Genomic DNA, 17,888 nt, shown 5'->3' with positions numbered 1-17,888 from the left:
GCATGAGTTGTACGATCGCACGCGAGCAATTGGGGCTACTTATAGTTTATGCCATAACCGCCTTGGCGATTGCTATATCTGAGAACTAATACCAAATCTGGTGTCCTCTGTATTGATTTAATATTATATCGAAGTTTGGTAATTTGGTGGGTTGCCAAGCTATTGATTGAATTTTTTTAACCGCAGATATACGCAGATAGACGCAGATGATAGTGGGTTTGGTAAGAGATAATGGGGTAGTGTTTTTTACCTTTAAAGTCTTTCCAGCCATTTTTGCATGGATAAATCAATTAATTGATCTGAAGTAAATTTACAGGTACGCTTTTCTAAGTATTCTATAATTTCTACAACTTCCGGATACCGACCGATGATTTTATTCTTAATGAAAACATCTTTGACATCCTTGCTTAAATCTATGTACTTCATCTCTTCATAAGTTAATATTTGAGAAGATGCCGATTTGTTAACGAGTTTAATGGCGCTATTAATGTACTCTAATAATTCTCTTTCAATAAAATAACTATGCATAAAAGTACACTGTTGGATATTTTTTATATTTTGCTTTACTTTTTCTGTCTGATTAGCTATTACCTTCTTATTAGAGCTAACTTTAGCACCAATTCCTCTTGACACGTAGCCCTCTATCAAAGCATTATCATTCCAATCTGTCCAGACTCTTGCTCTTGAAATAGTTTTACTTGTCAGACCTTTTAAAGGTAGCCATAAAAATAAGATGAGATTTCCTTTACTGTCTGAACATAACTCTGCACAAAATTTACTGGTCTTAGTGTTGCCATTTCCATACTTAATACTACCACTATCAGTAATTTCTTGCATTCGTTTATCAAAGCTGAGAATTTTATCCCTAATTTTCAATATTTCTTGCTGTTGACTAAGCTCACACTGGTTTAATAGTTTTATAAATGCTTTAGGTGGACTCGGTATACGATCAGTGCTTTCTGTTTGCTGGTGAACAAATTCTACTTGTGAAATTTGTTCAGTATCTACATCTTTCAGTTGTAAATTTAAGTTATCCTCAAAAAGAACGATCGCAAATTGCAAAAACTGAAAAAATAGCCCGTGATACTTCCTGTCTGTAAAATTATCTCTGTGAAATTTGGGCGCAATTGCTATCAAGCGAACGGGTTGAGCGTAATCCACGCGATCGGCAAAATGTTTGTGTTCCAACAAAGCATCGTAATAACGGGTTAACTGCTGAACGACATATCTATCTTCGCCGTTTTTCAACTCCAGCACAACTAACCGTTTATTCTCGTCCACCGCTATAATATCGCATCTTTGCTCGTTGACAGTGAATTGCCGCTTGATGACTGTCAAACCGAGCAAACTTTGCAAGTGAACTTCGACAAAATCCTCTAACGCTTCTTCACTTGCAAATTCCCACCCCGACCCTGTTTTCCTCAATGCGGCACTGCTTAGCATTTTGACAATTCTTAAAGTCTTTAACCAATTTTACCACTAATGTCTGTAGTGCGCCGGGGTTTAAATACACCCCGATCGCCCTGACAGCTTCTCAGCCATCCCGCAACAACATCGCCTTTAAGTGGGAGCGCTATAATAGTAACTATTCGACCCTCCCATCTCTTGACAAATAATTAAAAATATGCTCATCAGTGAAAGCGATCGCGCTACCATTCGCTCAGTCGTAGAACAGCAACTGCAAGCATTTCAAAAAGACGATGCTGCTGGGGCTTTTGCCTTCGCCAGTCCCGGAATTCAGCAGCAGTTTCGCACAGCAGAAAACTTTATGTACATGGTAAAAATTGCCTATGAAGCTGTCTACCGTCCGCGATCGGTATTATTTGAAAACCTCGCCACTGTAGAAGGACTTCCCGCTCAGCCTGTGCTGTTGCTGGACTCCGAAGGCATCCCAATCCGAGCCATTTATCTCATGGAAAAACAGTTTGATAATAGTTGGCGAATTAACGGCTGTTATTTGGTTTCCCTACCAGCATAATAAGTTATGCTTACTTATTATGCTGAGCTTTTTTTGCTAACTCGCAGCATCTTGTTCCCGCCTTTTTGAAACTCATAAGGAGTCTCTTGAATTTCTACCCTAAAACTTCTCTTTTTCAATTCAGTGAGAATCGGATTTAAGTGATGGGATTCCTCCCCGCTAAAACTCTGCAATAGAGGGAAGACTCGGACTTCCTTCGCAACCCGACACATTTCTGTAATAGCTTCCAAATGAAATTCTTCGGAAAGCAGGTGAGAATAAGCAAATAAGAAATGGCTGCACAAAGCTAAATCGAATTGACCGTTCTCGAAAGGCAAAACAGGCAGCTCAGCATTCAGGTAGCGGCATTGCTGCAAGCCTGATGGAAAATCTTCTAAAAATTCCTGCATCGCCTTCATTCGCACTTCGCCTAGCTGGTACGGCGATTCAAAATTGTTCCACACGTAGCCGTCTAAATTGGCTTTAACACCGTCAATCACAGTTTGATATGTTTCTTGGATGCGATCGCCAATTTCCACCGCAGTAAACTGATAAACTGGATCGCAAGAAATTACCTTTTTACCTTGGCGAGTCATTTCGGCATTGAAACTCGCCGGGCCGCCCGCACAATCCAGAATTGCTAGCTTGAGGTCACTTGAGGTTAAGCTAAACATTCCTATGTATTCATCCAAGCAGCGTCCCCAGGGAATTACTTTATCTAATTTTAGTGACACTTGTCTTTGTCCTGCAGAGAAAATTATTTAACATTTTACCTCAAATCATGGTGGTTTTTTCCTATTTCCTTTCTGCGGCGGGTTGATTTGTATAGCGAGTTATGTATTAAAAATTTTGCTCAAACGAGATATTAATCCTGACAGCAATTGGCGCGCTTTACACTTTCTTTACAAAAAAGGGGCAAAATAGTTAAGTGCGATCGCACAATTTTTATGCTTGCACCTGTGGATTTTGCAGCGAAGCGAGGCTACACTGGACAGCAGGGAAAATAAACTACAATCCACTAGCTAAATTGCTCTTGTTCAATGGCAGGCCGCAACCAGGGAAGAAAGATGAAATATACCGTTCAAACCGCTACAAGTCTGAGTTTGTCAGCACTCCTGGTGCTATTGAGTTCGCCGCCCAGTAGAGCTCAGTTGCCTGCCGTCAGAAATCCTGTGCCCGCTAGGAACCAAAACCAACCGAGAGTACCGCCGCCACCTCCGGGTTCGCTGACACAAGAAGCAGCTTATACTTTAGGATCGGGCGATCGCATTGCTTTAGAGATATTCGGCGTCCCTGAATTCAGCAGAGAATATCAAGTGCTAGTTGACGGGACGCTCAATTTGCCAATCATTCGTAGCGTCTCAATTCAAGGGTTGACGCTGCAACAAGCCGCTAATGTGATTACCCAGCGATACGAACCCTTCATCAATGTTCCCGTTGTTACCGTGACTCTGGTAGTCGCTCGCCCCCTAAATATAGGTCTTGCCGGTGAAGTTACTCGCCCGGGTTCATACAAGATTAATCCCACTAGAGAAGGAGGAGGAGTAAAATTCCCGACTTTGATGGAAATGCTGCAACTTGCACAAGGGGTGACATCAGCAGGAGATATGCGAAATGTCCAAATTCGTCGTCCCCGCAGAGGCGGGCCGGAGCAAGTTACTACTGTTGATTTGCAGGATTTTTTAGAGACGGGAAATTTGCGTCAAGATGTTACCATTCGAGATGGAGATACAATTTTTATACCGACAGCAAGTGCCCTCAATACTCAAGAAGTTCGTCAAAGAGCCAGTGCTAATTTTTCCGCTGATATTACTAAACCAATTGGGGTAGTAATTGTCGGGGAAGTAAACCGGCCGGGGCCTTATACTGTATTTGCTTCGGATGTGCGATCGAGCAACCAACAAACAGAGTTGAGTTTTGTATCTATCGACCAACAGCAAGGAGCAGTTGTGGGCTTACCAACAATAACTAGAGCACTGAAAATTGCTGGTGGTATCACTACAGAAGCTGACATTCGCCGCGTACAAATCCGCCGCCGAGTCAGAGGTGGCAACGAACAAACTATCATGGTAAATCTGTGGGATTTACTGCAAAAAGGCGACGCAACTCAAGATATTTTGCTGCAAGAAGGAGATAGCGTAATTATCCCGACAGCGGCTACGGTAGACTTAGCTGAAGTTTCTCAAGTTGCAAATAGCAGTTTTTCTCCGAACGCGATTAGCATCAATATTGTAGGAGAAGTAATTAGGCCTGGGGCTTTGCAGGTGCGACCTAGTACATCCCTGCACCAAGCTTTGCTCACCGCAGGCAGTTTCAATCAATTGCGGGCTAAAAAAGACAAGGTAGAACTATTGCGATTGAATCCCAACGGTACTGTTTCTCGCCGCACGATAGAGGTGGATTTTGCTCAAGGATTGAATCCTAATAATAACCCCACTCTCCGCAACAACGATGTGATTCTGGTAGCGCGATCGGGCTATGCTAGGGTAGCAGACAATATCAACACTTTCTTGCAGCCAATAACAGGAGTAGCAACAGGTATCGGCGCTGTTAGCAGCGTTTTTACTGGGTTTCAAGCAACTATCAACGCTTTTCAAAACTTATTTTTGGGAGGGGATTTCGAGCGACGAAATCAGCTCAGAGAGCTTCGCGAACAACGTCAAGACAGACAAGAGCAACGTGAAGACAGACTGCTAGAAAGAGAGCTACAACGTGAAGATAGATTGCAGCAAGCAGAAGACAGAAGACTGCAACTTGAAGACAGACGCTTGCAACTCGAAGACAGACAGCGGCAAATAGATCTTGAGAATCGGCAAATCGAGATCCAGGAGCAGCAACTTCAGCTCCAAAATCAGCAGCAGCAAATGCAGCCACAGCAAATTCAGCCAACTACTCCTTGATCGGACTCGGGCGTTGATAGTTAGCCACCATTTTTATGAAGAGGTGGTTGAAACCGCTGCATAGAGTCAAACTTTCGTCCGAGCAAAGGCAGGGCTGTTTCATTATCCGTAGGGGCCGTGCCAAGAGTGCCGGCCCTCTAGGCGTTGCTGATTTACGGTATGAAACGTTAAATAGGCCCGTCAGAGAAACCAGTATCCACAAAGCGGGTGGATTTTAAAGTGATTTTTTTTTCATACCCTGATTAAGTAACGCCACCTTGAGATTGCTTCACTGAGTTCGCTGGGCAACAGAAATACCTTACTTTTGCGTAAGTCCTGTAATCCTAACAATTCGATCCTTGAAACGTATAAGTTGCTACATCAAAGATAAAGGTTCGATTGACATTGTTCCCCTTTGTCCATGTCCCAAACTACATCAATCATGAAAAAATTTTTGTATTCGGGAAAATTAATCAACCTTTCGTTTCCAACAACTGCGGCTGCAAAACCTGATTTAATTTGCCGCTGCGAAACCCCTCCAAATCCAAAGTAGCGTAAACAAAACCAAACTCTTGAAATACCGCCACCAATGCAGGCAAATCCGTGTTTACCACAAACTCCTGAATCTCCTCTGCAGGTAACTCAATGCGTGCCGTATCTCCGTCCGATCGCACTCGCAGATTTTTCAGTCCCAACTGCCGCAAATACCGTTCGGCGCGCCCCACTCTTTGCAACTTTCCAACGGTGATTTCTTCGCCGTAAGGAAAGCGCGAACTGAGACAAGGTTGAGCCGGTTTGTCCCACCAAGGCAAACCCAATTCTTTTGCCAATTGCCGCACCTCAAATTTAGTGATTCCTACTTCGGCTAAAGGCGATCGCGCGCCGCGTTCCTTTGCCGCCTGAATTCCGGGACGGTAATCCTTTAAATCGTCACCATTAACCCCATCCACCACATAAGGATAACCCTTTGCTAGTGCTAGGGGTTTCAAAGTATCGTGCAGTTCGCTTTTGCAGAAATAGCAGCGGTTAACCGGGTTAGAAGTGTAATTTGGATTTGCCATTTCCTGAGTTTGTACTTCCTGGTGGGCTATCCCAATTTCTGCTGCTTGAATGCGCGCATCTTCTAAATCTTCGGGCAGTAGAGAGGGGGAAACTGCCGTCACTGCCAAAGCGCGATCGCCCAACACATCAAAAGCGATTTTTGCTACCAAAGTGCTGTCAATTCCGCCGGAGTAGGCAATCAAAGCCCGTTCCATTTGTGCGAAAATATCTTTTAATTGTTCGAGTTTTTCTACTAACATAATTTCATTTTTTCTTACTGCTAAGCTATCGCAATCTAATTTACAGGGTGATGTCTCTTCAACATCTTTAGGGCTTACGCACTATTGTTTAGAAACGAGGTTTTTTTTACGAAAAGACGCGTTGTAGACCGCAGATTCGGTAACAAACCCGGTTTCTGGACCCCGATGCGTAAGTCCCTATCTTGTGGGGAGGGCAGAAAAGTCCGCCCAAAGGTACTATTTAAATACAGAATAGCTTATTCGGGATCAATTAAAAGTTTGAGTTTTAGTTGAGATTTCTGAGCGATCGCCTCCTTTATATTTTAGCGTGATAATTTGATATAGTCACACTTTTGAAAGTAGCGAAGGCGCGTTTTAAAATTCCCTACGGGAAAATATGGCGATCGCAATTGACAGCAGCAGCACCACATACAGCAAACCGTAGCCAGCATCTGTAATCAAACCTGCCAAGTAAGGAACTTGTCCGTAAACAGCATCATTTCTCAAATTGAATCTGGCTAAATCCGGCAAAACCAGATATAGTCCCATCATCAATTGTTCTAGGCCAGGATTTTTAGTTAACTTGCCCAAAGCCACTAAATCCCGCGTCGAATGTCCCATCAAATAAACGCCAAATGTCAGTAAAGTTGCCAACAGCGAACTGCTGAACACCCCAAATAAAATCCCTACACCAGCCATGAGACAAAGCTCAAACCAGATAAACAGCGAAGCGATTAAAATGCTTCCCAAAGGGAAAGGAATGCTACTCAAACTCAGAATAGCCAGATAGATAACAGTCATTGCCGCTACAAGCACCGCCAGCACCGCCGACAGTCCTAAGTGCTTGCCCACAATTAACTCAGCCCGACTTATCGGCTTAGCAACTAACAGATAAACAGTGCGCTTTTCAATTTCTTTGTTGACCAGTCCGGTAGCCACAAACACTGTGGCAATTAAACCGAGAATGCTCATAGCACCCAAACCGATATCTAAGATAATTTTCTTTTCGGTTGTCGCCGCCAATTCCGGTATCAACCGTACCGAGGCGCCCATCAACAGAGCAAAAATAATAATTAAGTAAAGGATGCGATCGCGAATTACTTCCCAAAATACATTGGTCGCGACTGTCAAGATTCTTCTCAAATTCATCTAGTTATTAACCCGCTGGAAACTTTCGCCATACTTTAGTGCAAGGAAGAAGGAAGAAGGAAGAGGGAAGAAGGAAGAAGGAAGAGGGAAGAAAGAGGATTTTTTCCATCTCAGACTCTCAGACTCTCCCACTTTCAGACTCTCCCACTCTCCCGCTATACCCATCGCAATTAGTTAACAGAGACAGAATCAAACTTGAGTGTCCCCCGGCGTTCCATCTTTTTTCTGTCCGGGTTGAGAGCGTTTGATGGCATCGCAGGTTACAGTCGCCCTATTGGCTATCTGGAACACCTCGCAAGATTTGGTAAACGAATATATTTCCGGTCTAAAAACCACTCCCAGCCAAGTTGCCTGCATATCTAACTGATAGCGAGACTCTCCTTGGACGATCGAAGTTTTGACATCCCACCTCGCATCTTCTGCGACTACCCCTGTTGTTTGTAAGGCTTGATTCCGCAGAAAAAATCGCTCGTTGTCAATATCTATTAACATTTGCTCTACTTGCGCCCACGGTTTTGTGCGGGCTTCATTTCGCAGGTATCGCTCCATTTCATTGAGGATGACAACTCCTCGGGAGCGATTAATAGTTGGCTGTTGAAATGTCACCACATAATCGCTTTGCCTTAAATCCTGAGATAAAACGCTCGGATACTGTTCTATCCAACCTTGAATTAAAAAGTGAAAAGCAAACCAACAGGAAAAGAGCAGGTGAACTAGAGTAATCATCAAAAACTGAGGGCGCACCAACGACCTGATACCTTCCCGTTTTGACTCGCTATTCCAAATCTCTATTGTAGCAAGAACTGCTACTGCTATAAGTGGGCCGGATATCCATGCTATTTCCTTCCTATCCGACGGTAATCTTATCAGTAACCACAAGCCAATTAAGATGCTTGTTACCCACGGACTCAGACTTACTCCTTTAATCACAAAAGGTTGCTGGCTCGTCAGCAAACCCATTGAAAGTGTAAATAATAACCAGCTCATGTCAAAAAGCAGAGTTCTCGTCCGCCAGTCAGTTACGGCTGCCACTGTCAGCAAAGCTAAAAATATGCTGAGTAGTAAAGGAGTCTTCCAGTGAACAACTTTAGGCGGAATCATCGCCTTTTGGATTTTTTTATTAGTTTCCCAAAGGTTGTTCGTCAGCTTAGTTAGCTGCTGAGTGACATCTAAAAATTGCTTCATCATAAATTTCAATACACGCTTTGCAAAAACAACACGGTTAAAATAACGACATTGCTAACAGTGTGGGCAATTAAAATTCCCCCAAACTGGGTAGTTACTTGAAAAGTTTTTTTGGGAGGACGGCGGCTGAGGGTTGGCGGCCCTAAAAACTGAGGTTTAGAAGCTTTTTTATTGCCGGAAACCATATTTTCTATGAATTCTAATCCCTGCCATTTAGCTAAAAAGGTCACTGCTAATACTGAGAGTGCTATCATAGTTATTGGAGCGTAAACATTATCCCCACGTCCTAATAAAATATAACCGATAAGCTGTTCCCGCAATTCTTTGCTAAGAACGCTTTCAATGCCGAAGAAAACTAACCAGCCTACGCAAGTGCAAGATAGATTGAGAATGGCTGTATATTCAATGCTGGTTTTGGGACCGAGTTTAAGTAGTTTTTGCAAAAACCACGATTCGATCGCGATCGCCAAAAACATAATTAAAATTTGCACCAAAACAGTCCGAAATGGGAAAACACTCGCAATCATAAGCCTTTAGGTATATCAGTCCGTGTTAAATTTTAATTGTACAGCACAAACGGAATAATCTTAACCGGAGGTTTGAGCGCGTGATTCCGTTAGATCGCTGCTTAAAAGATTGGGAGTTAGAAGTTATCGTATAATCTGTTGAGATCCGCCAACAGAATGGAAAAATTAAACATTCAAGGCGCGCGATCGAATACCCACCCCGATACAGGCTCAAATAACTGCTGATTATGGTAAGGAATGGCATTGGTATTCGGACAGCCTCATCCCGTTCGGAACGCGCCGCGGGTCAGATTCACGTCTACGACGGCGCTGGTAAAGGCAAGTCTCAGGCAGCTTTGGGAGTAGTGTTGCGCTCGATCGGGCTGGGTATCAATTCTGACTCGCCCACGCGAGTCTTGTTGCTGCGCTTTCTCAAAGGCCCCGGCCGCTCCTACGACGAAGACGGGGCAATAGAAGCCTTGCAACGGGCATTTCCGCACTTGATCGACCAAGTGCGTACTGGCCGAGCCGAATATTTTGGGGCCGAAGCAATCACCCGCTTCGATCGCGCCGAAGCTCAGCGAGGTTGGGATATCGCCAAAGGAGCGATCGCCAGCGAGCTTTATTCCGTCGTAGTCCTAGACGAACTAAACCCTGTATTGGACTTGGGTTTGCTGCCAGTTGACGAAGTAGTCCAAACCCTCAAAAACAAACCAGAATATTTAGAAGTCATCGCCACAGGGCGAGCGGCCCCCGAAGCTTTGCTGGAGATTGCCGACTTGCACTCAGAAATGAAGCCCCACTATCAGCCCGCAGCGGCAGAGCATAATATTTCGGGTATCGAAATATACACCGGAGCGGGCAAAGGCAAGTCTACGAGCGCCTTGGGCAAAGCTTTGCAGGCAATAGGCAGGGGTATCAGCCAAGACCAATCTCACCGGGTGTTAATAGTGCAGTGGCTCAAAGGTGGCACAGGTTATACAGAAGATGCGGCGATCGCAGCTTTGCGGCAAAGCTACCCCCAGCTAGTAGACCACCAGCGGTGCGGCCGAGATGCTATAGTTTGGCGGGGGCAACAGCAAGAGCTAGACTGCATAGAAGCAGAACGCGGCTGGGAAATCGCCAAATGTGCGATCGCCAGCGGCTGGTACAAAACGATTATTCTCGACGAACTCAATCCCACAGTAGACTTAGAACTGCTGCCGGTAGAGCCGATCGTCGAAGCCCTGCTACGCAAGCCGCGGGATACAGAAATTATTATCACCGGGCGCTGCCACAAACCCCACGCTTACTTTGACTTGGCAAGCGTACACTCCGAGGTATACTGTCACAAACACTACGGCGATCGGGGCGTAGAACTAAAACGGGGCGTAGACTTTTAAAGCCCGGAGCGGTACCGAGTTCAATCCGGGCCAGAATTATTAAATGACGGCCCTGCCTGGAAAACCGGAAATTGCCACAAAGCCTTGTTACCAAGTAACAAATCTCCCAATTTTCCTTGTCTTCGGGATCACCCAGATCTGCCTTTTTTAATCTTTAATTTCCTCCCCCGGACGCGATCCCCGACCGCCAATCCAGAATGGAACATTAAGAATATGAGCCGCGTCTTGTAGAGCGTGAGCACCTGAGACAGTGCACCAGGATTATTAAAGGGTGAAGACTTTGAAAATAAAAGCTTACAAGCAAAAAATCCGCGAGGGAGAAAGTCTAGACAGGGTTAACGCCAGTAGGCTAGACTTGCGGCTGGCAAACAGGTTAAACTACAGCGGAATCCAAACATTCGGTGTTCTAGGCAGTGTCTGTAGTCGCACCAGCGATGACCAACAAGTAGAGGAGTGAAGCTTTATGACAACGTTAGATGACAATCCTAATCAACTAGATTTAAACCTTCCGGGACTAGGCCCGGATACAGTATTCGCCGGAGCAGGGGCGGATTTCGTTAGAACTTCCACCCTGGGCGGCAGCTTAATATTTGGCCAAGGCGATAACGATACTCTGATTTCCGTCGGCCCGAACGATACCATATACGGCGGCGAGGACGAAGACTCAATCAGATCCCAGCGGACTCCGGCTTTGCTGTTTGGCGACTCCGGCAATGACACCATAGTCGCTGAAGCCCGCGCTACCCTGGCCGGCGGCGAGGGAGACGACTTCCTCCAAGGTACTGTCGAAGCTAACCTGATGTTTGGTAATCAGGGCGAAGATACGATGCTGGGAGGGGCCCAGAGAAGAGACTCCCTCTACGGCGGCAAGGGCAATGACGCGATCGGCTTCTTCATCGCAGGCGGTGGCAACAACCTCTCTTTAGAGGGTGGCTTGGCTATTGGCTTCGCTGGCAATGAAGGCAGCAACTTCTTGCGGGGTGATTTGGGCGACGACTTAGTTGTCGGTATCAATGTCAGAGACAGTCTCTTTGGCGGTAGAGGCAACGACACCCTAAGAGGTGTAGCCAGCAACAGCTACCTGTCGGGCGATCTTGACGACGACATCTTAGTCATTACCAACAGTACCCAGACAAGCCCATTTGCTACCTCCGTCATCACGATCGGCATTGAGAGAACCACCTTGATTGGCGGTGGCGGCAATGATTCTATCGTTGGCGGTATCGGCAATTTTGGCGAAGGCAGAAACTTCTTTGATGGCGGCGACGGTAACGACACGATCAATGTTTTTGCCACGCAGGATACCGCGCTGGGAGGTGCAGGCGACGACTTCATCGTGTCGGCGTCGGTGCCGAATGTACTTTCGAGCGTAGGGGCCTCCAGTTCATTTCCCGGCTTCGCGGGTCGCAACTTGCTCGACGGCGGAGTAGGCAATGACACGATAGTTGCAGCTTTTGCGACGGATACAATGATCGGCGGTGAAGGCAACGACAGCCTGAGCGGTACCTTTACTAACGCAGCCGGTGGAGATGGCAACGATACTATCAATGCTACGGCTGCCCGTTTTGCTGGTACTGGTACTGCTTTGATTACTCTCGAAGGCGGGCTGGGCAACGATTCGCTAATTGGCTACACTAATCCTACTACTGGCAGCAGCTTTACCGTCACCAACCTCATGAACGGTGGCGAGGGAAGTGACACCATCATCTTTGGCACCCAGTTTGATAAAGTGATTGGCAACGTTGCGGGTAACGACTTCATCTCCTACGCTAGCAGCGTCAGCTTTACCGGCACAGTCGTCAACTTGATTAGCGATACATTAGGCAGCAACTTCATTATTGGTGGCAACGGCACTGATGTGATCACTACTGGTAACGGGGATGACATCCTGTTCGGCGACTCATTCAATGCTACCAACACCCCCGGAGGAGCCGGGGACGATACCTTAATTGGCGGTGGCGGGAACGACACCATGCTGGGTGGCTTTGGAAACGACAATTTAAGCGGAGGTGACGGTAACGACTCTCTCGGCGGCGGGCCAGGTGCTGACACGCTGACTGGCGGAGCGGGCAATGACAGCTTCTACTACAACAACTTCGGCGAGGGCGCCCTGGGTACTAACGCAGACCAAATCGGCGATTTTACAGTCGGCCAAGACAAGTTTATCTTCCAAATCAATGACTCCAACGGCTTCCCCGGCTTGAGGGCCGTCGAAGGTACGAATCGACTTTCTTCTAAGGCGTTCTTGGCGCTTGAGAGTGGGCAGTACAACGGCAGTTTTGGTCCAGCCGGGGCGGGTGCGTCAGAGCCGTTCGTCTTTTATGAAAATGAAACTGGACGACTAGGATTTGACTCTAACGGTTTTGGTACTGCTGACGGAGTAGTTACGCTGGCAATTCTGAATGGCAGACCGGGCATTACGGCTGCTGACATTACCCTAATTTAATTTGGGTAAAAGTGGGTGGGGTCGATTCTGAAACATCGCCCTACCAACTCTCAAAACTAATTGTGCTATGTTTCGAGCTGGGGATATCCATCCCTGGCTTTTTTTGTGGGCATTGGGAATTGGGCCGAAAATTAGAATCTGTAGGGGCGGGTTCACCCATAAATTTTGCCACCCATCAATAATCTCGATAAACCCGCCCCCACCCAACGAATAACCCCGATTAAGCATAGTCGCCCAACCGTTAAATTTAATTAATGGGGAATTGGGCCTTTATAGGAATGAGAATTAAATAACTTCCACTCTTGAAAGTTATGTAGGGTGCGGATATGCTCATGTTTAATGGAACTTGCAGATTGACTGGTGGATCCGCACCTTACTTACGACCCTTGTTGTGTGTACCGCATATACATGGAATATGCTGTAATTGACATATGAGTAAAAGTCGATTATTGTAGGCGACTAATATTCTCTTTTGTCCTTCAAAAACAGTTATTAATAGTGAAACTGCCCAATGGTCATCTAGCAGATTTAGGTAATAAAATAGAAGAATATTCTCTAAATCCGAATCATCAAGAAGGAAAAAATAAAGCTGTTTTGTTTGCCAGTAAGTTAGGCATTACCCTAAAAAATGCTGAAATGCTCAAACAGGCTTTAAAAGAAGCTGCTATCAACGAAGATGTTGTTATACCATTTCTCTAAAGTCATGCAACACTGTTTGACCCCCCCTAACCCCCCCTTGCTAAGGGGGGGAATAAGAATACTGTGATTTCGTTTAAAATTGGTATTATTCAAAAAAACAATGAATACGGAACACATTACAACATGAAATTCTTGCTGAAAACCGAAGTAGGTGAATCTCTGATTCTAGCAGCTTGGATCGTCCGCTTATGTGAAAGTTTCCCCAGATTAACAAGTTGTTATCCCGTCAAAAAGTGAGGTAAAAACAATGAAAACAATTAAAGACCTAGATATTGTTGCTTTAACTGAAGATTTAGAAGCCACCCATTTTGAAACCAAACAAATCATTAAATTATATAAAGGACAAGTAGGAACAGTTGTGATGGAATTTGATGGCAGTGCTTTTGAGGTAGAATTTTCTCATCAAGATGGCACAACTTATGCAATGGAAACAATTCCCGCCACAAAATTAATGCTTTTGCACTATGAATTACTAGAATCTGTAGGGGCTATTCGTGGGTGAATTTTGCCACTAATAATCTTTATAAACCCGCCCCAAGATATTGGTACAAATAATTTATGATCCTTATAAAAAATCCCGCAAACTGTGTGCTTGCGGGATTTAGTAGGCAGGAAACTTGTAGGAAATACTGTTACTAAGCTCTGTCTACAATCTCTTTTGCTTTATCTTTGAGGTCTTCTTTCAGGTGAATTGCTGATGCTTCATCCTGCTTGGCTTGACCTTCTAATTTATCTTTCTGATTGCCTGTAACTTCGCTAACAGCTTCTTGGATTTTGCCTTCAATATTCTTCGCTGTTGCTTCGACTCTATTTTCAATGCTCATAATTTTTTGTTCTAACTCTACAATTACTAATATAGGAACTTTAAATTTGAGTCTGTATCCCTCTTTAGATAGATTTGTTATTGCGTTTATTTCTAAGTAGCAGGTGCAATTGGAATTTCCACAAGTTTATTTCTGGAGGAAAAACCTGATTTAATACCGATCGCAAATTTCGGCACTTTAAACTTTTTCGCCAACAGCATGATTAATTCGCTTATAGGCTCTACCCTCCACAGGCGGCGACTTGAGATGTACTGTGAGGCTGCCGTCGGGTTGTTCTGCGATGCTTTGCTGTTTGGAATTAGGTTTAACTTTGACTGTGAAAATTTTCATACTTCGACTTTCTCTGAATGTTCGATCTTCGTTCCCAAAACTTTCAGGAATTCAGCCAGCCAGTTAGGATGTGCTGGCCACGCGGGGGCGGTGACTAAATTGCCATCGACTACGGCTTCGGTAACTGGAACTTCGGTATATTTGCCGCCGGCCCGGAGTACGTCGGGGCTGCAAGCGGGGTATGCGGTGCACCGTTTGCCTTCGAGTACGCCGGCGGCGGTTAGAACCTGTAAGCCGTGACAAATAGATGCGATCGGCTTTTTGTTGTTGGCAAAGTAGCGGGTAATTTGCAGCACTTGTTCGTTGAGGCGGATGTATTCTGGGGCGCGTCCTCCGGGGATAACCAAAGCGTCGTAGTCAGCGGGGTTGATTTCGTCAAAAGTCGCGTTTAAAGTGAAGTTGTGACCGGGTTTTTCGCTGTAGGTTCGATCGCCTTCAAAGTCGTGAATTGCGGTGCGAATTTTTTGGCCGGCGGCTTTTTCCGGGCAGACGGCGTGGACGGTGTGACCTACCATTTGCAGTGCTTGGAAGGGAACCATTACTTCGTAGTCTTCTACAAAGTCGCCGACTAACATTAAGATTTTTTTGGCTGTCATGTTTCCAACTCTTGTTATTTTGATTTGATTAAATAGGATTAAAAAATGCGGGGCAGTTAAAAAGCTTGCCCCGCAAGCTATTCTGGAATCTAGAAACCGTTGCGTCCCCAAATGACCATTGAAATTGAGAAAGAGAACAGAACTAGCACCGAAACCCAACCGAGTGACAAAATATCCATAGCTATTTATTGAACAAACTGTACAAAGTGACTCCAAACCATATGATAAGTCAATTTGAGCTATTTTTGAAATGAGGGCGCTGTGAAGGAATCGTCAAATTTTAGTGCGGCTGAACGGGTAGAATCTTTGAAGGCAGGGAGTGTTGCTGCTTTGTCTTGTTTGCTGGCTTTTGGGGCGATCGCCCTTGGTAATAGCTTTATTCTAGCGGATCGGTTGGATTCTCTGGCGATTTTGCAGGTAAGGGAAATTGACCTAAATTTTGCCTTGAGAGGGACTATCGCACTTTTGGGCGGTTTTTTGTTCGGCGTGACTTACCGCTATGCGATTCGCCGAGATGTTAACCCGCAGCTTAAATCTGGTGCGGTGTTGGCTTTTGGGTTGGTGCGGGCTTTTGGACAGTTGGATGCTGGATTGTTTTTTGAACCCGGGAAGATGCCCGCCCTCCAGGAGTTATTGCCGTTTGCGGTTCGCGGTGTCGAGAGTGTGGTATTGTTTGCGATCGCGGGTTTGGTTTTGGATTGGGCGATCGGGCGATCGTGGATTAAGCCTTTCGATTCTTGAGATTTGCCGTTGGTTGGGGACAGGTTTACGATCGCCCTCCGTCAAAAACTTGTAGGGGCGGGTTCACCAATAGTTTCAAAGGATACCCAAAGACTCAAAAACCCGCCCCCACCCCGCGCGATCGCCAACCAAGTGGGGGCGGGTTTAGGAGATTATCGGTTTTAGGCAATTATTGTTGGTAAAACCCGCCCCTACAGATTTAATACATCAAATTCGGGATTGCCGTAAACCATCTGTTTATCTACCGCCGACAAAACTTTATTGTTAGCAGCATCAGAAACTAAACACTGACAAACTAGCTGCGCTACATCGGCCCGGTGAATAGTTCCGGCAACTCGACAATCTTCTGTTAAAATACCGTTGCCTGTTGCAGGTTCCGATTTGAGTCCGCCCGGACGAATCACTGTATAAATCATCCCGCTTGCTATCAAATGATTTTCGGCTTTTTCCTTTTCAATTAAAACCGGGCGCAAAGTTTCTAAAGCTTGGGGCGGCAAAGCGCTGACACTATTACCGCTGCCGATGGATGAAACTAAAATAAATTTTTGCACGCCAGCTTTGACGGCCGCATCAATCAAGTTTTTGTTGCCCAAATAATCTGCTCTTTCTCCATCTTTGGGCAAGCCGCCAATTGTGCTGATGGCGACATGAATTGGATCGCCGCTGGCCATCGCAGTTTCCATAGCTGCTGCATCCAAAGCATCGCCAGTCACGACTTTGATGCCCATTGCTTCTAATTCGGTGCTGGTTGCGGGCGATCGCAAAAGTGCTGTTACTTGCATCTTTTGTTCTACCAATAACTTCGCGATTTCTAGGCCGACGCCTCGGCTAGCACCAGCTAAAAAAATGTGGGATTTCTCGGTCATATTAATTGTGTTTTAAGTTGTGCAGAAATTGGTTATTTTGACTGTGGAACAGTATACAACAATCCTCTGTAAATTTTTGAATGAGTTTTTTTTTTACCGCAGAGGGCGCAGAGGGCGCAGAGGAAGAGAGGGGAAGGATTGGCAATTCCCGATTTGTATTAGATTTTTTTGCCCACTATTACTACCCAAGATTGAGCTTCGCGGGGTAAGCCGGGGGGGCGATAGTAGCGATCGACAATGGCAAATCCCGCTTGTTCTAAACAAGGCGCTAGAGTATGATATTCCCATCCGGCAGTATAGCGTTTTCCGGTTGGCCGCTCGTCGTATCCCTCCCAATTTCCCCGGCACATTGACATGACTATTGCACCGCTAACAACTAAGGCTTTGTGCAAGTCTTGCAGCACTTTTACCATCTCGTCTCTGGGAACGTGAATCAGGGAAGCATTGGCAAAAATACCGTCAAATTCTGCATTTGGCAAGTCGAGATTTAGAAAAGATTGTTGCCAAACTTCGCATCCCGATAACTTCTTTGCTATTTCTACAAAAGCTGGAGTTGCATCTAATCCTACAACTGTGTGTCCTTGGCTTTTGAACGCTACTAAATCTCGTCCGGGCCCGCATCCTATATCGAGAATTTTACCGGGATTGCGGGGCATGGCAGCCGTCAATGCGTCACGATTTTGGGATACGTCGTGATGCCAAGTTCCTTCTCGGAATGATTCGGCAGTTAGCTGATATTCTGCGATCGTAATTTCTTCGCGTTTGTCCATAATTCTCCCCTTTTGTAAGTTTTTGTACACACTCGTAGCCTCAGAAACCCGGTTTCTTCCGAGATTTCTCATCACTCAACCCCAAACTTGTAGAAACCGGGTTTCTCGCCCACACTCGCGAGCCCAGAAACCCGGTTTCTTCCGAAATTTATCCTCACTGTTCGCAAAACTCGTAGAAACCGGGTTTCTTAAGTTTTTGCACACACTCGCGAGCCCAGAAACCCGGTTTCTTCCGAAATTTATCCTCACTGTTCGCAAAACTCGTAGAAACCGGGTTT

At 45.5% G+C, this 17,888-nt stretch carries 20 protein-coding genes and 1 pseudogene; 9 read left to right on the top strand and 12 right to left on the bottom strand.

Annotated elements, in window-relative coordinates; translation table 11 throughout:
• Positions 1 to 252: 252 nt before the first annotated feature.
• Positions 253 to 1,443 (bottom strand): endonuclease NucS domain-containing protein, encoded by a 1,191-nt coding sequence (locus QUA50_RS21965; protein ID WP_333266869.1) that lies wholly within the window; start codon positions 1,441 to 1,443, stop codon positions 253 to 255.
• 181 nt (positions 1,444 to 1,624) lie between these two features.
• Here QUA50_RS21965 and QUA50_RS21960 point away from each other — a divergent pair, with 181 nt between their 5' ends.
• On the top strand, positions 1,625 to 1,978 hold the full coding sequence (locus QUA50_RS21960) for a DUF4864 domain-containing protein (protein ID WP_333266867.1): 354 nt from the start codon (positions 1,625 to 1,627) through the stop codon (positions 1,976 to 1,978).
• Positions 1,979 to 1,995: 17 nt separating this feature from the next.
• Here the strand turns inward: QUA50_RS21960 and QUA50_RS21955 are convergent, their stop codons facing one another.
• Positions 1,996 to 2,691, bottom strand: a complete 696-nt coding sequence (locus QUA50_RS21955) for a class I SAM-dependent methyltransferase (protein ID WP_333266865.1) — start codon at positions 2,689 to 2,691, stop codon at positions 1,996 to 1,998.
• Between the two features lie 333 nt (positions 2,692 to 3,024).
• On the opposite strand from QUA50_RS21955, the gene QUA50_RS21950 reads away from it, so the two are divergent.
• A complete protein-coding gene (locus QUA50_RS21950) occupies positions 3,025 to 4,857 on the top strand; it encodes a polysaccharide biosynthesis/export family protein (RefSeq protein WP_333054451.1) in 1,833 nt (610 codons plus the stop codon).
• Positions 4,858 to 5,309: 452 nt separating this feature from the next.
• Here QUA50_RS21950 and larE read toward each other — a convergent pair whose 3' ends face one another.
• The 4 genes from larE to fraC all read right to left on the bottom strand — a co-directional run bounded on the left by larE (position 5,310) and on the right by fraC (position 8,977).
• A complete protein-coding gene (larE, locus tag QUA50_RS21945) occupies positions 5,310 to 6,137 on the bottom strand; it encodes an ATP-dependent sacrificial sulfur transferase LarE (protein WP_333266863.1) in 828 nt (275 codons plus the stop codon).
• Between the two features lie 354 nt (positions 6,138 to 6,491).
• Positions 6,492 to 7,265, bottom strand: coding sequence for an ABC transporter permease (locus QUA50_RS21940; RefSeq protein ID WP_333054448.1), 774 nt, complete (start codon positions 7,263 to 7,265; stop codon positions 6,492 to 6,494).
• A 189-nt stretch (positions 7,266 to 7,454) separates the two neighbouring features.
• A complete protein-coding gene (locus tag QUA50_RS21935; RefSeq protein WP_333266861.1) occupies positions 7,455 to 8,453 on the bottom strand; it encodes a DUF5357 family protein in 999 nt (332 codons plus the stop codon).
• A 5-nt stretch (positions 8,454 to 8,458) separates the two neighbouring features.
• A complete protein-coding gene (gene fraC / locus QUA50_RS21930; protein ID WP_333266859.1) occupies positions 8,459 to 8,977 on the bottom strand; it encodes a filament integrity protein FraC in 519 nt (172 codons plus the stop codon).
• A 227-nt stretch (positions 8,978 to 9,204) separates the two neighbouring features.
• Between fraC and QUA50_RS21925 the strand changes: the two genes are divergently transcribed.
• The 5 genes from QUA50_RS21925 (at position 9,205) to QUA50_RS21905 (ending at position 13,985) form a co-directional block, all read left to right on the top strand.
• The gene (locus QUA50_RS21925) at positions 9,205 to 10,338 is read left to right on the top strand and encodes a cob(I)yrinic acid a,c-diamide adenosyltransferase (RefSeq protein ID WP_333266857.1); all 1,134 of its coding nucleotides are present in this window, start codon (positions 9,205 to 9,207) and stop codon (positions 10,336 to 10,338) included.
• 280 nt (positions 10,339 to 10,618) lie between these two features.
• The gene (locus tag QUA50_RS21920) at positions 10,619 to 10,795 is read left to right on the top strand and encodes a hypothetical protein (RefSeq protein ID WP_333060313.1); all 177 of its coding nucleotides are present in this window, start codon (positions 10,619 to 10,621) and stop codon (positions 10,793 to 10,795) included.
• A gap of 6 nt (positions 10,796 to 10,801) precedes the next feature.
• Positions 10,802 to 12,784, top strand: a complete 1,983-nt coding sequence (locus QUA50_RS21915) for a calcium-binding protein (RefSeq protein WP_333266855.1) — start codon at positions 10,802 to 10,804, stop codon at positions 12,782 to 12,784.
• A gap of 498 nt (positions 12,785 to 13,282) precedes the next feature.
• Positions 13,283 to 13,483 carry a DUF6883 domain-containing protein gene (locus QUA50_RS21910; protein WP_333266853.1) on the top strand — a complete coding sequence of 67 codons (201 nt, stop codon included), beginning with the start codon at positions 13,283 to 13,285 and terminating at the stop codon, positions 13,481 to 13,483.
• 247 nt (positions 13,484 to 13,730) lie between these two features.
• Positions 13,731 to 13,985: a DUF4926 domain-containing protein gene (locus QUA50_RS21905; RefSeq protein WP_333266851.1), complete on the top strand. Its 255-nt coding sequence runs from the start codon at positions 13,731 to 13,733 to the stop codon at positions 13,983 to 13,985.
• A gap of 133 nt (positions 13,986 to 14,118) precedes the next feature.
• Here QUA50_RS21905 and QUA50_RS21900 read toward each other — a convergent pair whose 3' ends face one another.
• The 4 genes and pseudogenes from QUA50_RS21900 to petN form a co-directional block, all read right to left on the bottom strand.
• On the bottom strand, positions 14,119 to 14,307 hold the full coding sequence (locus QUA50_RS21900) for a CsbD family protein (RefSeq protein WP_015175540.1): 189 nt from the start codon (positions 14,305 to 14,307) through the stop codon (positions 14,119 to 14,121).
• Positions 14,308 to 14,399: 92 nt separating this feature from the next.
• Positions 14,400 to 14,637 (bottom strand): annotated as a pseudogene (locus tag QUA50_RS21895) (DUF167 domain-containing protein).
• Complete coding sequence (locus tag QUA50_RS21890; RefSeq protein ID WP_333266849.1) at positions 14,634 to 15,233, bottom strand: DJ-1/PfpI family protein; 600 nt, start codon at positions 15,231 to 15,233, stop codon at positions 14,634 to 14,636. Before QUA50_RS21890 ends, QUA50_RS21895 begins: the two are co-directional and overlap by 4 nt.
• An 89-nt stretch (positions 15,234 to 15,322) precedes the next feature.
• Positions 15,323 to 15,412, bottom strand: a complete 90-nt coding sequence (petN, locus tag QUA50_RS21885) for a cytochrome b6-f complex subunit PetN (RefSeq protein ID WP_071883976.1) — start codon at positions 15,410 to 15,412, stop codon at positions 15,323 to 15,325.
• Positions 15,413 to 15,494: 82 nt separating this feature from the next.
• Between petN and QUA50_RS21880 the strand changes: the two genes are divergently transcribed.
• Both QUA50_RS21880 and QUA50_RS21875 read left to right on the top strand, forming a co-directional pair.
• Complete coding sequence (locus QUA50_RS21880) at positions 15,495 to 15,974, top strand: hypothetical protein (protein ID WP_333266847.1); 480 nt, start codon at positions 15,495 to 15,497, stop codon at positions 15,972 to 15,974.
• 9 nt (positions 15,975 to 15,983) lie between these two features.
• Positions 15,984 to 16,139: a hypothetical protein gene (locus QUA50_RS21875; RefSeq protein ID WP_333299498.1), complete on the top strand. Its 156-nt coding sequence runs from the start codon at positions 15,984 to 15,986 to the stop codon at positions 16,137 to 16,139.
• A gap of 26 nt (positions 16,140 to 16,165) precedes the next feature.
• On the opposite strand, the gene QUA50_RS21870 is transcribed toward QUA50_RS21875, so the two are convergent.
• Together QUA50_RS21870 and QUA50_RS21865 are read right to left on the bottom strand one after the other, a co-directional pair.
• On the bottom strand, positions 16,166 to 16,840 hold the full coding sequence (locus tag QUA50_RS21870) for an SDR family oxidoreductase (protein ID WP_333266843.1): 675 nt from the start codon (positions 16,838 to 16,840) through the stop codon (positions 16,166 to 16,168).
• 158 nt (positions 16,841 to 16,998) lie between these two features.
• Positions 16,999 to 17,610, bottom strand: a complete 612-nt coding sequence (locus QUA50_RS21865) for a class I SAM-dependent methyltransferase (protein ID WP_333266841.1) — start codon at positions 17,608 to 17,610, stop codon at positions 16,999 to 17,001.
• Positions 17,611 to 17,888: the final 278 nt, after the last annotated feature.

Origin of the sequence: Microcoleus sp. M2_D5, from assembly GCF_036701935.1 — a bacterium.
GTDB lineage: Bacteria > Cyanobacteriota > Cyanobacteriia > Cyanobacteriales > Microcoleaceae > Microcoleus.
The sequence above is the reverse complement of the archived record's forward strand: the minus strand, read 5'-3'. Positions and strand labels throughout refer to the sequence as shown.

What these genes read in the sequence shown, in the direction of transcription:
- QUA50_RS21965 (WP_333266869.1), bottom strand. Translation starts at nt 1,443, where the DNA reads ATGCTAAGCAGTGCCGCATTGAGGAAAACAGGGTCGGGGTGGGAATTT.
- QUA50_RS21960 (WP_333266867.1), top strand. Translation starts at nt 1,625, where the DNA reads ATGCTCATCAGTGAAAGCGATCGCGCTACCATTCGCTCAGTCGTAGAA.
- QUA50_RS21950 (WP_333054451.1), top strand. Translation starts at nt 3,025, where the DNA reads ATGAAATATACCGTTCAAACCGCTACAAGTCTGAGTTTGTCAGCACTC.
- larE (WP_333266863.1), bottom strand. Translation starts at nt 6,137, where the DNA reads ATGTTAGTAGAAAAACTCGAACAATTAAAAGATATTTTCGCACAAATG.
- QUA50_RS21940 (WP_333054448.1), bottom strand. Translation starts at nt 7,265, where the DNA reads ATGAATTTGAGAAGAATCTTGACAGTCGCGACCAATGTATTTTGGGAA.
- QUA50_RS21935 (WP_333266861.1), bottom strand. Translation starts at nt 8,453, where the DNA reads ATGATGAAGCAATTTTTAGATGTCACTCAGCAGCTAACTAAGCTGACG.
- fraC (WP_333266859.1), bottom strand. Translation starts at nt 8,977, where the DNA reads ATGATTGCGAGTGTTTTCCCATTTCGGACTGTTTTGGTGCAAATTTTA.
- QUA50_RS21925 (WP_333266857.1), top strand. Translation starts at nt 9,205, where the DNA reads ATGGTAAGGAATGGCATTGGTATTCGGACAGCCTCATCCCGTTCGGAA.
- QUA50_RS21915 (WP_333266855.1), top strand. Translation starts at nt 10,802, where the DNA reads ATGACAACGTTAGATGACAATCCTAATCAACTAGATTTAAACCTTCCG.
- QUA50_RS21905 (WP_333266851.1), top strand. Translation starts at nt 13,731, where the DNA reads ATGAAAACAATTAAAGACCTAGATATTGTTGCTTTAACTGAAGATTTA.
- QUA50_RS21900 (WP_015175540.1), bottom strand. Translation starts at nt 14,307, where the DNA reads ATGAGCATTGAAAATAGAGTCGAAGCAACAGCGAAGAATATTGAAGGC.
- QUA50_RS21890 (WP_333266849.1), bottom strand. Translation starts at nt 15,233, where the DNA reads ATGACAGCCAAAAAAATCTTAATGTTAGTCGGCGACTTTGTAGAAGAC.
- petN (WP_071883976.1), bottom strand. Translation starts at nt 15,412, where the DNA reads ATGGATATTTTGTCACTCGGTTGGGTTTCGGTGCTAGTTCTGTTCTCT.
- QUA50_RS21870 (WP_333266843.1), bottom strand. Translation starts at nt 16,840, where the DNA reads ATGACCGAGAAATCCCACATTTTTTTAGCTGGTGCTAGCCGAGGCGTC.
- QUA50_RS21865 (WP_333266841.1), bottom strand. Translation starts at nt 17,610, where the DNA reads ATGGACAAACGCGAAGAAATTACGATCGCAGAATATCAGCTAACTGCC.